Origin of the sequence: Micromonospora sp. NPDC048887 (genome assembly GCF_040649715.1) — a bacterium.
Taxonomy (GTDB): Bacteria; Actinomycetota; Actinomycetes; order Mycobacteriales; family Micromonosporaceae; genus Micromonospora.
Map to the genome: position 1 here is coordinate 152703 of NZ_JBEZGA010000014.1, position 12112 is coordinate 164814.

A 12112-nucleotide genomic window follows, 5' to 3' on the forward strand; every position below is an offset into this window, starting at 1 on the left:
GCTACCGGACCGGTGGCTCCGGCCGGACCAGTCCGGTGTCGTACGCGAGCACCACCGCCTGGATCCGGTCGCGCAGGCCCAGCTTGGTCAGGATCGCCGAGACGTGCGTCTTCACGGTGGCGGTGCTCAGGTGCAGCCGGGCGGCGATCTCCGCATTGGACAGTGCCCGCGCGGTGAGCGTCAGCACCTCCCGCTCGCGGGCGGTCAGCACGGCGAGCGCGTCGGCGACAGGCGCGGGCGCGGGCAGCCGGTCGGCGTACCGGTCCAGCAGCCGCCGGGTCACTGTGGGCGCGAGCAGCGCCTCCCCCCGGGCCACCACGCGTACCGCCTCGGCGAGGTCGGCCGGGCGGGTGTCCTTGAGCAGGAACGCGCTGGCCCCGGCGCGCAGCGCGGCGTAGACGTGCTCGTCCAGGTCGAACGTGGTCAGCATGACCACTCGCGCCGGGTTGCCGGCGGCCACCAGGTCCCGGGTGGCGGCGATGCCGTCGCGCCGGGGCATCCGGACGTCCATCAGCACCACGTCCGGCCGGGTGCGGGTCGCCACCGTCACCGCCTCGACGCCGTCGGCGGCCTCGCCGACCACTGTGAGGTCGGGCCGCGCGTCGAGCACCGTGCGCAGTCCGGCGCGGATCAGCTCCTGGTCGTCGGCGATCACCACCCGCACCGTCACCCGGTCACCCCGACCGGCAGCCGTGCGTGGACCCGGAACCCGCCGGCCGGCAGCGGGCCGGCGTCGAGCGTGCCGCCGAGCAGCCGGGCCCGCTCCCGCATGCCGACGATGCCGCGCCCGGCGGGCGTTCCGGGCCGGCGGGCGGGCGCCGGGCCGTCGTTGACGACCTCCAGCCGCAGGACGCCGTCGCGGTAGTGGACGTCCACGTCGGCGCGGGTGGCGTGCCCGTGGCGCAGCGCGTTCGTCAGCGACTCCTGCACGATCCGGTACGCCGACAGCTGCACCCCGCCGGGCAGCGCCTCGCCGTCGCCCTCCCGGTGCAACGTCACCGGCAGGCCGACCGCGCGTACCGCGTCGGCGAGCGCGTCGAGCTGCGCCAGTCCCGGCTGCGGTCCGTCCTGTCCGGACCCGTCGTCGAGGGCGAGCGCGTGCAGCATGGCCCGCAGTTCGGTGAGCGCCGACCGGGCCGCCGCGTCGATCGCGCCGAGCGCGGCCCGCGCCTGGGCCGGCTGTGTGTCGAACACGTCCTCGGCGGCGGCGGCCTGCACCGCGATGACAGCGACGTGATGCGCGACCACGTCGTGCAGTTCCCGGGAGATGCGTTCCCGCTCGGCCGCGAGCACGTGCCGCTCCCAGGCGCAGCGCCGCTGCGCCTGAGCCCGCTGCAACTCGCCGAGCGCCCAGGCCAGGGCCAGCGCGGTCACCGCGAGCAGCAGGTCCCGCCAGCCGCCGGTGACCAGCTTCCACGGCGTCGGCGCCAGCAGCAGCCCGAGCGCCACGAGCGAGTACCGGGGCGGGCGCAGCCGGGCCACGTACGCCAGCGGCACCGCGACCAGGCCGAGCCAGCCGAGCTGCGGGCAGAGCGCCTCCAGGCCGAGGCCGGCCAGCGCGGCGACGCCGACGGCGTACCCCGGGTGGCGCCGGATCCACAGCAGACAGCTGGCCTGCGCGACGGCGAGCCCGACCGCGACGGCTGTCGCGCCGGTCGTGTCCGGTCCGGCGTCGGAGGCCAGCAGCGCGAGCAGGCACACGGCGAGGCTCACGGTGGCGATGCCGCCGTCGAGCAGCAGCAGGAACCGGGGCCGGGGCGCGCACTTCATGTCCGGATGCTAGGCCGCCGGCCCGCCGTTTCTCATCGGTCGCCAGACGGAGATCCGGGCCGGTGGTCGGTCCGGCGACGGAGCCGGGAACCGCTCCGCGGCCCGATCCGTACGGCGGCCCGCCGGACCTAGCGTTTCCGGCAGTCGTACCGATGTGGAGGAGTCACCGATGGAGACCACGATCCCGACCGTCGCCGCTCGCCCGAATCGCCGCCGGGACCGTCTGCTGACGGTGCTCGCGGCCACCGCCGCCGCGCTGCTGGGCTGGGTGGTCGCGGTACCAGTCGCGGGGGTGGAGTTGATCGCGCGCAGCGGCTCCACGGACCAGCGGGTGACCCCGGTGGCCGTGGTGGTGAGCACGCTGCTCGCCGGGCTGGCCGGCTGGGCGCTGCTGGCCGTGCTGGAGCGGCTCACCGGCCGGGCCCGGAGCGCCTGGACGGTGGTCGCGGTGCTGGTGCTGCTGGTGTCCCTGCTCGGGCCGCTGGGCGGGGGAGTGGGCGGCGCGGCGAAGCTGACGCTGGTGGCGCTTCACCTGGTCGTGGGCGCGGTGCTGATCACCGGCCTGCGCCGCACCGTCGGCCGCTGACGGCCAGCCGATCCGCCGACGGGGTCCGGACCGCCGCGACGGGGGCAGGCGGCCCGGACCCCGTCAGAACTAGCCTCCTAGGACGCCCTGCGCGATGTGACGCCCGAAATCCCTCCGCCACCGATGTCGAGAACGCAACGCCTGCTCCGTCCCCGGGGTGAACGCGGCCAGAATGGGTCGCACCCTCCACGAGGAGACACCGATGAAGTACCTGCTCCTGAAGCACTACCGCGGCGGCCCGACCCCGGTCACCGACATGCCGATGATCGACAAGTGGACGCCGGAGGAGATCTCCGCGCACGTGCGCTACATGCAGGAGTTCGCGGCGCGGCTCCAGGAGAGCGGCGAGTACGTCGACGGGCAGGCGCTCGCCCCGGAGGGCACGTTCGTCCGCTACGACGGCGAGGGACGCCCGCCGGTGACCGACGGCCCGTTCGCCGAGACGAAGGACCTCATCGCCGGCTGGATGGTGATCGACGTGGACAGCTACGAGCGCGCGCTCGTACTGGCCGCGGAGCTGTCGGCCGCGCCCGGCCAGGGCGGCAAGCCGATCCACGAGTGGCTGGAGCTGCGCCCGTTCCTGACCGCGCCGCCCACCATCACCGAGTGATCCGTCCGATGGACGAGGTCGCGCTCCGCAGCCTCATCCCGGGCGTGCTCGGCGTCCTCGTCCGCCGCGGAGCCGACTTCGCGGCGGCCGAGGACGCCGTGCAGGACGCGCTCGTCGAGGCGCTGCGCGTCTGGCCGTCCGACCAGCCCCGCGATCCGCGCGGCTGGCTGGTCACAGTGGCGTGGCGGCGGTTCCTGGACGCGGCCCGCGCCGACGCCGCCCGGCGCCGGCGCGAGGACCTCGTCGAGGAGGAGCCGCCGCCCGGCCCGGTGTCCGCCGTGGACGACACGCTCCAGCTCTACTTCCTCTGCGCGCACCCGTCGCTGAGCCCGCCGTCGGCCGTCGCGTTGACGCTGCGCGCCGTCGGCGGGCTCACCACCCGGCAGATCGCGCGGGCGTACCTGGTGCCGGAGGCCACCATGGCGCAGCGGATCAGCCGCGCCAAGCGCACCGTCTCCGGCGTGCGCTTCGATCAGCACGGTGACGTCGCCACCGTGCTGCGGGTGCTGTACCTGGTGTTCAACGAGGGCTACTCCGGCGACGTGGACCTGGCGGCCGAGGCGATCCGGCTCACCCGGCAGCTCGCCGCCGCGATCGACCACCCGGAGGTGGCCGGGCTGCTCGCGCTCATGCTGCTGCACCACGCGCGCCGGGCCGGGCGGACCGCGCCCGACGGCAGCCTGGTGCCGCTGGCCGAGCAGGACCGCAGCCGGTGGGACACCGTGCTGATCGCCGAGGGTGTGGGCATCCTCCAGACCGCCCTGTCCCGGGACCGGCTGGGCGAGTTCCAGGCCCAGGCCGCCGTCGCGGCGCTGCACGCCGACGCGCCCACCGCCGCCGAGACCGACTGGGTGCAGATCGTCGAGTGGTACGACGAGCTGGTCCGCCTGACCGGCAGCCCGATCGCCCGGCTCAACCGGGCGGTGGCCGTCGGCGAGGCGGACGGCCCGCGCGCCGGGCTGGCGGCGCTCGCCGCCCTCGACGACTCGCTGCCCCGGTACACGGCGGTGGCCGCGTACCTGCACGAACGCGACGGCGACCCGGACCGGGCGGCGCGCCTCTACGCGGAGGCGGCCCGCCGGGCGTCCAGCCTGGCCGAACGCGACCACCTGAACCGGCAGGCGGCTCGCCTCAACAGCCGCCGCCCGGCGCGGGCCGACGGATGAGCGGGACGCGGACGCGGGTTCTGGCCCGGCTCGCCGACGACCTCGCCGCCTGTCTGCGGATGGGGGTGAGCGCGGGTCGGCCGGTGGCGGCGCCGGCCGATGTGGCAGCGTGGCCTGATGCACGCATCCCTCCCGGTCGACGTCGACCTCGCGCTGGTCGGCGGCGGCGGTGCCGCGTCCCTGGTCCTGGCCGCGCTGGACCGGCACGGCGTGACCGGGCTGCGGGTCGCGGTGGTCGACCCGGTGCACAAGCGCGGCCAGGACCGCACCTGGGCGTTCTGGGGCCTGCCCGGCGACGACCTGGACCCGCTGCTGAGCGCGAGCTGGTCGCAGGTCGACGTGGTCACGCCCGCCGGGCGCCGCGTCCTGACGCTCGACCCCCTGCGGTACGCCATGCTCCGCTCCGCCCCGGTCTACGACCGGGCTGCCGAGGCCGAGCGGCGGCTGGACGCGGTGCGGATCAGCGTCCCGGCGGGGGAGCTGCGTGACGACGGCGAGCGGGTGACGGTCCGTGACCCGGACGGGCGGGACCTGGTGCGGGCCGGCTGGGTGCTCGACTCGCGGCCCCGGCGGCCGAAGCGGCCGGGGCGCACGAGCTGGTTGCAGCACTTCCGGGGCTGGTGGCTGGCCGCCGACCGGCCGACGTTCGATCCGCAGCGGGCGGTGCTGATGGACTTCCGCACGCCGCAGCCGCAGCGCGGGGTGTCCTTCGGGTACGTGCTGCCTGTCGACGACCGGTTCGCGCTGGTCGAGTACACCGAGTTCGGGCCGGAACTGCTCGACGACGCAGGCTACGACGCGGCGCTGCGCGGGTACGCCGGCCTGCTCGGTCTGGACCTGACCGCGCTGCGGGTGCGGGAGGTCGAGGACGGCGTGATCCCGATGACCGACGGCCCGTTCGAGTCCCGCCCGAGTCCGCGCGTGGTGCGGCTGGGCACCGGCGGTGGCGCGACCCGCCCGTCCACCGGATTCACGTTCTCCGCGATGCTGCGCCAGGCCGACCAGGTGGCACTGGCGCTCGCCGCCGGCCGCCCGCCGGTCCCGGCGCCCGCGTACCCGGGCCGGCACCTGTGGATGGACGCGGTGGCACTGCGGGCGCTGGACCGGGGGCACGTCGGCGGGGTGGAGTTCTTCGAGCGGCTGTTCGACCGCAACCCGCCGGAGCGGGTGCTGCGGTTCCTCGACGGCGTCACCAGCCCGGCGGAGGATCTGGCGGTGATGCGGTCCAGCCCGCTGCTGCCGATGACCGGCGCGGTGCTCGGTGACGCGGCCGGCCGGCTGCGTGCCCGGCTGCGCCGCTAGCCCGCACTAGATCATCCGGCGCCGTACCCGCCACACCACCACGCCGATCAGGATCGCCGCGACGGCGACGAACACTGCCGCCTCGATGAGCTGGAACGTCCAGAACCGGTCGGCGGGGTGGTAGACGCCGAACCGCTGGATGCCGCGCGCGTGCAGGAACTGGTTGAGGTTGGTGCCGGCCCGGTCGGCGGCGCCTGCCAGTTCGTCGTACTCGGTCCGGCTCAGCCTGCGCCCGGTGGCGTCCGCGTAGCCGTGTTCGATCACCCAGTCGGCGATGCCGGGCCGCTGCCCCGCCTGCTCCTGCGCGCCGCCGGACCGCACCGGCGTCATGGCGGTGAGCGGCGTGGCGTACGCGGGGCGGGCCAGCAGCGCCACCGACATCCGGGCGGCGAGGAACGCCCCGAAGGCGACGCCGGACGCGGGCAGGCTGCGCCGCAGGATCGCCCCCGCGGCGGTGGCGACGCCGAAGGCGAACAGCGCGTACGCCACCGGGACGAGGCCCTCCAGGTCGAAGGCGTCGTACTGGAACCGCCCCTCCCACGCGTCGAACGGCTGACGGAACCAGGTGAGCACAGCGGTGAACATCCCGGTGAGCGCGACGGTCACGCCGGCCAGCGCCGCGAGCTTGGCCGCCAGCCAGCGCATCCGCGGCACGGCCTGTGTCCAGGCGAGCTGCCAGGTGCCGTCCTCCAGTTCGCGCGCGAGCAGCGGCGCGCCGAGGAACGCGCCGATGACGACGGGGACCAGGTAGAAGGCCGCCAGGAGGTTCTCGACGTAGCCGTACTGCTCGTCGAGCCGGCGGAAGGCGGCCGCGCAGGCCCCGTCGACGCCGGCCTGCCCCGCGCACCGGGCGGGACCGCCGGGGAACAGGTCGTGGGCCTGCGTCCCGAGCACGATGAGGGCGACGCCGAACAGGCCGACGAGCAGACCCAGGACGCAGACCTCGCTCCGGTGCTGACGCCAGATCAGCCACGTCATGCCGTCACCTCCGGCGTGAGCGCGGCGTCCGGCTCGGACGGCCGGCGCAGGTACGCCAGCACCAGGTCCTCCAGCGCGACCGGCCGGGCCTGCCACCCGGGCGCGGCGGGGAGCCCGCCGTCGCGTACCAGAAGGGTGGTGTGCCGGTCGCTGTGGACGGCCTCCACGACGGCGCCGGACCGGTCGGGGTCGTGGGCCGTGCGCGGGCCGACGAGCAGCCGGTGCTCGGCGAGGAGGGTGTCGATGTCGCCAGTGAGCGTGACCCGGCCCTGGTTGAGCACGACCAGGTGGTCGCAGACGCGCTCCAGTTCGTGTACGACGTGGGAGGAGAACAGGACTGTCACCCCGCCCTCGGCCACCGAGCCCATGAGGACCTGGAGGAACTCGTGCCGGGCCAGCGGGTCGAGGCTGGCCACCGGTTCGTCGAGGACGAGCAGGTCGGGCCGCTTCGCCAGGGCCAGCGCCAACGCGACCTGGGCCTGCTGCCCGCCGGAGAGCGCACCGGCCCTGCGGTCGAGCGGGATGCCCAGCCTCGCCAGCCGGCGCTCGGCCAGCCCGCTGTCGAACCGCATGTTGCAGGCCCGGCCGAAGCGGAGCATCTCGGCGACGGTGAAGCGCTTGTACAGCGGGTGGTCCTGGGCCAGGAACCCGACCCGGGCCAGAGTCCGCGGGGTGCTGTCCGTGACGTCGTGGCCGAGGACCTGCACAGTGCCGGTGCTCGGTGCCAGCAGCCCGACGACCAGGCGCAGCAGCGTGGTCTTGCCCGCGCCGTTCGGCCCGACCAGGGCGATCACGCCGCCCGCCGGCAGGGCCACTGTGCAGTCGCGCAGCGCCCAGCCCTTCCGGTACCGCTTGCCCAGACCGTCGGTGCGCAGCGCGAACCCGGTCGCCGTCACGCCACGTCCTCGTTCCTCGTCTGCTGGTGGACGGAGGTGAACAACGCGTCGACCGCCTGTTCGTCGAGGCCGGCCGCGTAGGCGCGGCGCAGCCAGGTCTCCAGGCCGCGGCGCAGCGACGTGTACGTCGCCGCCGACATCGCGGCCGACTGCCGCTCGGTGACGAAGGTGCCCTGGCCGGGCCGGCCGGTGACCAGTCCCTCCTGCTCCATCTGCCGGTACGCCTTGGCGACGGTGTTCGGATTGATCGCCAGGTCCTCGACGACCTCGCGGATGAGCGGGAGGCGGTCGCCGGGTTGGAGGAAGCCCAGCAGCACCGCCTGGCGGACCTGCTGGACGAGTTGCAGGTACGGCGGCACGCCGGAGTGGGTGTCGAGCCGGAAGACGAACACGGTCAGCCCCTTCACTGCTTTACTAGGACCATAGTAAAGCAGGAGGGTCGCGTGGGCGGAGTCCTCCGTGGCCCTATCGGTGGCCGGTCGCCTCGGCGACGCGGTCGCGCACCAGCGTCCGCAGTCGCTCCATCGGGTCGCCGTCGCCCGCGCCGAGCCGGTTGCGCAACGCCGCCACCGTCAACCCCAGTTCCGGGTACGCGAACGCGAGGCTGCCGCCACTGCCGGCGGTGCCGAACGATCCGTCGTCCTCGACCGCGTACCCGAGGCCGAACGCGCTCTCCTGCCCGAACACCCACTCCTGCGCGCGTACCGCCGGTGCGGACACCTCCCGCATCCGCTCGGCGGAGACCAGCCGCACCCCGTCGACCGGGCCGAGCAGCGCCGCGTACATCCGGGCCACCGCGCGGGCGCTCATCGTGCCGACCGACGGCACGTCGGCGCGCAGCACGTCGGGGCGGGAGCCGATGACGGTGTCCGGGCGTACCGCGGGCGGGGCGACCGCGTCGAAGTGCGGCAGGTTGGCCCCGGCCCAGGTCATCAGCGCGGACAGCCCGGCGTCCTCCAGCCGGGCCAGCCGGGGCAGGTCCGCCTCGGGCACGCCGAGGAACAGTTCCCGGTCCACGCCGAGCGGCCCGGCCACCTCGTCGGCGAGCACCCGCGAGACCGGCAGGCCGGTGACCCGCCGGACCACCTCGCCGAGCAGCCAGCCCCACGTCCAGGCGTGGTACGCCAGCCGTTCGCCGGGTGTCCACAGCGGCCGCGCGTCGGCCAGCAGCGCGCACATGCGCGTCCAGTCGGTGAAGTCCTCCGGGGTGACGCCGGCGGGCAGCGCGGGCAGGCCGGCGGTGTGGGTGAGCACGTGCCGCAGCGTGATGCCGTCCTTGCCGTGGCGGGCGAACTCCGGCCACACCGCCGCGAGTGGCAGGTCGTAGTCGAGGCGGCCCCGCTCGGCCAGCACGTGCACCACAGTGGCGGTGAGTCCCTTGCCGGTGGAGACCGCGTGCACGGGCGTGTCGGCGGACATGGGCCGGCCCGACGTGGTGTCGGCCAGCCCGGCCTGCTCGGTGACTATCGCGACGCCGTCCAGGTACGCGGCCACCTGCACCCCGGCCTCCCGGCCCGAGGAGACCAGCTCACCGATCGTCGCCCGCACCTCGGCCCGCAGGCCGTCCCACCGCGTGTCCACGATCTCGCAGCGTGCCAGACCGGGGGCGACGGCGTCGTCTGCTTTTCGCCGTCGGCCGTCCGATTCGCGCCGCCACGGTGGCGCCGGTTCGCCCGGCGTCACCGCGTGCTCGTTCGCGGCGGGTCGCCGGGGGATCCCGGTGCCGGCGACCATCAGGCGATGCTCAGCGGGTGACCGCGGTCGGCGTACCGCCGGTGGTGCCCTGGGCAGGCAGCGGGCTCGCGCTGCCAGGGGTGCCCTGGGCGGCCAGGGGGCTGGCGTCGCCGGTGAGCAGCCGGGCGCGCAGCGCGGCGATGGTCTCCTCGCCGACACCGAGCCGACCGGTCACGTAGCCGTGCGGCGAGCCGTGTGCGGCCCGCAGATCGGCCAGCACCAGCCGGATGATGTCGGCGGGCGCCCGTCCGTACGCGGGCCAGCCCGGCGTCGCGCCGCCGTTGCGGTCCCGCCACTCGGCCACCAGCCGGTCGGTGGCCTGCTCGGTGCGCGCGAAGTCGGTCGCGATCTGCTCGTCGTCCACGCCGAGCAGGGCCAGCACCAGCGCGGCGAGCAGCCCGGTGCGGTCCTTGCCGGAGGCGCAGTGGAACACCAGCGGCAGCTCGCCGTACGCGATCACCTCCAGCGCCTGCCGCAGTTCGGCCACGCCGTCCTCGGCCACCTCGGCGTACCGGTCGGCCAGGTAGCGCCACGGGTCCACGTCGGGATCGATGTCGGCCTGCACGTACGGCCGGTGCTCGATGCTCAGGTTGTGCCAGGTCACGCCGAGGCTCTCCGGCGCCCGGCCCCGGTCGGTGATCTCCCACGGGTACCGCAGGTCGATCACGGTGCGGACACCGAGCGCCGCGAACCGTTCCAGATCGTCACCGGCGAGCTTGGCCAGCGAGTCGGAGCGGTAGAGCCGGCCCCGGGCGACGGTGCGGCCGTCGCCGGTCCGCCAGCCACCGAGGTCACGGAAGTTGCAGAGCGTGGCGAAGCCGGGGGGAGTGGTCATGGCCGCACGGTAGCCGGGCGCGGCGGGTCTGGTGGTCCCGCGCGCCCGCGTACCCGGTAGGTTGCCGGGCATGGCGGAGGCGGAGACCGGCCGGGTCGTGGAGATCTGGACCGACGGCGCGTGCAGCGGCAATCCCGGGCCCGGCGGCTGGGGTGCGGTGCTGCGCTGGGGCGGGCACGAGCGGGAACTCTGCGGCGGCGAGGCCACCCCGACCACGAACAACCGGATGGAGCTGACCGCCGCCATCCGCGCGCTGGAGAGCCTGACCCGCCCGGTCACGGTACGGCTGCACACCGACAGCACGTACGTGCGCAACGGCATCACCGGCTGGCTGAACGCGTGGAAGCGCAACGGCTGGCTGACCGCCGCGAAGCAGCCGGTGAAGAACGCCGACCTGTGGCAGGCGCTGGAAGCGGCCTGCGCCCGGCACGACGTGACCTGGCTGTGGGTGAAGGGCCACAACGGGCACCCGGAGAACGAACGCGCCGACGCGCTGGCGAACCGGGGCATGACCGAGGCGCGGGGCGGTGTGGCCGCCACCCCGCGCGCGCGTCAGCGCAGCGGCCGACCCTCCTCGATCTCCTCCGGCTCCTCGGACGGGTCGCCGGCGCCGGAGACCGCAGCGACGTCGTAACCGGCCCGGCTGACCTCCCGTGCCGAGCGCCGCTCCTCGGCGGGCAGGTCGGCGAAGTCGTCACCGGTGTCGTCTGTGGTGTGCAGGGACTCGCCCGGCGGGCGCAGGGACGCCTCGTACGCGGTCGCGCCGTCGGGCTCGTCGCCGGCCGCGCGGCCGAAGGACTCTTCACTGGTCATGTCGCACTCCTGCCCGCAGCGGGTGACGGCAAACGTCGAGTGGCCCGGGTCCGTTCGGTGGCCTCGTCCGTGGTGGGGGTGCCTGTTCAGCGGGCGGCGTCCGGCCCGCGGGCCGCGTCCGGGTGGGTCGGCATCGAGGAGCCGCCCGAGCTGCTGCCGGAGGCGCCGCCCGCCATGCCGGATCCGTCGTCCTCGGTCACCTCGTCCGGTTTCGGCGTGCCGGGGGCGGGCGCCGGCACGTCGGTGTCCGCGGCCGTCTGCACCAGCGGAACCTGCCCGGCCTCGTCCTCGGCGTGCGCCGGGTCGACCGGCTCCTCACCGTCGCGTGCCCGATACCCCACCGGTGCCCCTCCCGTCGATCGGTCGTCGTCCGCGCCGCCTACCCCACCCCACCCCCACCAAACCCCACCCCGGCCGGGAGCGGGCGGGCCGGGGTGGCGTCAGCGGGGGCGGGGGCGGCGTGGCTGGGGGCGGGCCGAAGTCAGGGTCAGGGACCAGTGGGCCGGGCGGCGTAGCCCCGGCGGCAGGACGGTGCGGCGGTCGCCGCGTGCGGCGTCGAGCTGCGACTGGTGGGTGAACAGGCACTCGCCCAGGTCCGTGCCGCGCAGGTCGGCCCCGCGCAGGTCCGCGCCGGTCAGGTCGGCGGCGCCGAGGCGTACGCCCCGCAGGTCGGCGCCGATCAGGCAGGCGCCGCGCAGGTTCGCGCCGGCCAGCGGGGTACGGCGCAGGTCCACACCGATCAGCAGCGCGCCCCGGCGGTCCGGGCCGGCCCGTCCGGCGCGGGCCTGTTCGGCGGCGCGGGACAGCAGGCGGTTGGCCCGGTCCCGGTGCGCGTCGACGTCGAGGTCGAGCAGGTCGTCAGGGGTGCCGTCGGTGAGCCGGGCGGTCTCGTCGAGCGCGGCGGTCAGCTCGCCGCGCAGCGGGCCGGGCGGGGTCAGGCGTACCGCCTCGGTCAGGTACCACAGCAGCTCGTGCAGCGGGCGCAGCACGGCGAAGCTGTCGAACATCCGCTGTGCGGTGGCCGGGTCGGCCCGCCAGTCACGGCCGGCGAACGTGTGCTGGGTGAGGTGCTGACCGGCGCCGAAACAGTCGAAGACGGTGCAGCCGGGGAAGCCGCGTTGGCGCAGCTCGGTGTGGATGCCGCAGCGGAAGTCGGCGCCCAGGTTCGGGCAGGGCCGCCCGGCCGGCTTGTCGATGGCGAAGTCGGCCGACGCGGTGAACGCCGGCGCGACGCAGCACACCCCGGCGCAGCGCGAGCAGTCCGCCCGCAACTCCCGCCCGCCCACCACGCGCACCCCCACAGTTCCCCCTCCGAACACCCGCCCATTCTCCCCACCCACCGTCCCCAGCCCACCTCACCCCACCCCGTCGATCATGAGGTTGACGGCGACAAGCCGGGCCGGGAGCCCCGTCAACCTCATG

15 protein-coding genes are annotated in these 12112 nt (G+C 75.3%); 5 read left to right on the forward strand and 10 right to left on the reverse strand.

Translation table 11 applies throughout. The annotated features are described in order from the left end of the window. Nucleotide 1: 1 nt before the first annotated feature. Both AB0C17_RS21750 and AB0C17_RS21755 read right to left on the reverse strand, forming a co-directional pair. Nucleotides 2-670, reverse strand: a complete 669-nt coding sequence (locus tag AB0C17_RS21750) for a response regulator transcription factor (protein WP_357390028.1) — start codon at nucleotides 668-670, stop codon at nucleotides 2-4. Further along, nucleotides 667-1770: a histidine kinase gene (locus AB0C17_RS21755; protein ID WP_357480147.1), complete on the reverse strand. Its 1104-nt coding sequence runs from the start codon at nucleotides 1768-1770 to the stop codon at nucleotides 667-669. The genes AB0C17_RS21750 and AB0C17_RS21755 overlap by 4 nt, the downstream gene beginning before the upstream one ends. A gap of 169 nt (nucleotides 1771-1939) precedes the next feature. On the opposite strand from AB0C17_RS21755, the gene AB0C17_RS21760 reads away from it, so the two are divergent. The 4 genes from AB0C17_RS21760 (at nucleotide 1940) to AB0C17_RS21775 (ending at nucleotide 5434) form a co-directional block, all read left to right on the forward strand. Continuing rightward, a complete protein-coding gene (locus tag AB0C17_RS21760; protein WP_357480150.1) occupies nucleotides 1940-2356 on the forward strand; it encodes a DUF6069 family protein in 417 nt (138 codons plus the stop codon). Nucleotides 2357-2558: 202 nt separating this feature from the next. Next, a complete protein-coding gene (locus tag AB0C17_RS21765; RefSeq protein ID WP_357480153.1) occupies nucleotides 2559-2966 on the forward strand; it encodes a YciI family protein in 408 nt (135 codons plus the stop codon). An 8-nt stretch (nucleotides 2967-2974) separates the two neighbouring features. Next, entirely contained in the window at nucleotides 2975-4132 is a 1158-nt protein-coding gene (locus tag AB0C17_RS21770; protein WP_357480170.1) for a DUF6596 domain-containing protein, read from the forward strand. Between the two features lie 117 nt (nucleotides 4133-4249). Further along, entirely contained in the window at nucleotides 4250-5434 is a 1185-nt protein-coding gene (locus AB0C17_RS21775) for a lycopene cyclase family protein (RefSeq protein ID WP_357480155.1), read from the forward strand. Between the two features lie 6 nt (nucleotides 5435-5440). Here the strand turns inward: AB0C17_RS21775 and AB0C17_RS21780 are convergent, their stop codons facing one another. From AB0C17_RS21780 to AB0C17_RS21800, 5 genes are all read right to left on the reverse strand, one after another. After that, a complete protein-coding gene (locus tag AB0C17_RS21780) occupies nucleotides 5441-6412 on the reverse strand; it encodes an ABC transporter permease subunit (RefSeq protein WP_357480157.1) in 972 nt (323 codons plus the stop codon). Beyond that, nucleotides 6409-7308 (reverse strand): ABC transporter ATP-binding protein, encoded by a 900-nt coding sequence (locus AB0C17_RS21785; protein ID WP_357480160.1) that lies wholly within the window; start codon nucleotides 7306-7308, stop codon nucleotides 6409-6411. Before AB0C17_RS21785 ends, AB0C17_RS21780 begins: the two co-directional genes overlap by 4 nt. After that, complete coding sequence (locus AB0C17_RS21790; protein WP_357390061.1) at nucleotides 7305-7700, reverse strand: GntR family transcriptional regulator; 396 nt, start codon at nucleotides 7698-7700, stop codon at nucleotides 7305-7307. The genes AB0C17_RS21785 and AB0C17_RS21790 overlap by 4 nt, the downstream gene beginning before the upstream one ends. 73 nt (nucleotides 7701-7773) lie before the next feature. Beyond that, nucleotides 7774-8889: a serine hydrolase domain-containing protein gene (locus AB0C17_RS21795; protein ID WP_357480162.1), complete on the reverse strand. Its 1116-nt coding sequence runs from the start codon at nucleotides 8887-8889 to the stop codon at nucleotides 7774-7776. 163 nt (nucleotides 8890-9052) lie between these two features. Further along, nucleotides 9053-9877 carry a tyrosine-protein phosphatase gene (locus AB0C17_RS21800; RefSeq protein ID WP_357480164.1) on the reverse strand — a complete coding sequence of 275 codons (825 nt, stop codon included), beginning with the start codon at nucleotides 9875-9877 and terminating at the stop codon, nucleotides 9053-9055. A gap of 70 nt (nucleotides 9878-9947) precedes the next feature. Between AB0C17_RS21800 and rnhA the strand changes: the two genes are divergently transcribed. Beyond that, nucleotides 9948-10511, forward strand: a complete 564-nt coding sequence (gene rnhA / locus AB0C17_RS21805; protein WP_357390047.1) for a ribonuclease HI — start codon at nucleotides 9948-9950, stop codon at nucleotides 10509-10511. Here rnhA and AB0C17_RS21810 read toward each other — a convergent pair. The 3 genes from AB0C17_RS21810 to AB0C17_RS21820 form a co-directional block, all read right to left on the reverse strand. Next, nucleotides 10430-10690: a hypothetical protein gene (locus AB0C17_RS21810; RefSeq protein ID WP_357480166.1), complete on the reverse strand. Its 261-nt coding sequence runs from the start codon at nucleotides 10688-10690 to the stop codon at nucleotides 10430-10432. The genes rnhA and AB0C17_RS21810 overlap by 82 nt on opposite strands. 86 nt (nucleotides 10691-10776) lie before the next feature. Continuing rightward, the gene (locus AB0C17_RS21815) at nucleotides 10777-11031 is read right to left on the reverse strand and encodes a preprotein translocase YidC (RefSeq protein ID WP_354863396.1); all 255 of its coding nucleotides are present in this window, start codon (nucleotides 11029-11031) and stop codon (nucleotides 10777-10779) included. A gap of 99 nt (nucleotides 11032-11130) precedes the next feature. Then, on the reverse strand, nucleotides 11131-11985 hold the full coding sequence (locus AB0C17_RS21820) for a pentapeptide repeat-containing protein (RefSeq protein ID WP_357480173.1): 855 nt from the start codon (nucleotides 11983-11985) through the stop codon (nucleotides 11131-11133). Nucleotides 11986-12112: the final 127 nt, after the last annotated feature.

Bases quoted from the DNA above. Each gene is read 5' to 3' on its own strand.
- rnhA (WP_357390047.1), top strand. From the start codon at position 9,948: ATGGCGGAGGCGGAGACCGGCCGGGTCGTGGAGATCTGGACCGACGGC.
- AB0C17_RS21765 (WP_357480153.1), top strand. From the start codon at position 2,559: ATGAAGTACCTGCTCCTGAAGCACTACCGCGGCGGCCCGACCCCGGTC.
- AB0C17_RS21770 (WP_357480170.1), top strand. From the start codon at position 2,975: ATGGACGAGGTCGCGCTCCGCAGCCTCATCCCGGGCGTGCTCGGCGTC.
- AB0C17_RS21780 (WP_357480157.1), bottom strand. From the start codon at position 6,412: ATGACGTGGCTGATCTGGCGTCAGCACCGGAGCGAGGTCTGCGTCCTG.
- AB0C17_RS21810 (WP_357480166.1), bottom strand. From the start codon at position 10,690: ATGACCAGTGAAGAGTCCTTCGGCCGCGCGGCCGGCGACGAGCCCGAC.
- AB0C17_RS21800 (WP_357480164.1), bottom strand. From the start codon at position 9,877: ATGACCACTCCCCCCGGCTTCGCCACGCTCTGCAACTTCCGTGACCTC.
- AB0C17_RS21760 (WP_357480150.1), top strand. From the start codon at position 1,940: ATGGAGACCACGATCCCGACCGTCGCCGCTCGCCCGAATCGCCGCCGG.
- AB0C17_RS21755 (WP_357480147.1), bottom strand. From the start codon at position 1,770: ATGAAGTGCGCGCCCCGGCCCCGGTTCCTGCTGCTGCTCGACGGCGGC.
- AB0C17_RS21775 (WP_357480155.1), top strand. From the start codon at position 4,250: ATGCACGCATCCCTCCCGGTCGACGTCGACCTCGCGCTGGTCGGCGGC.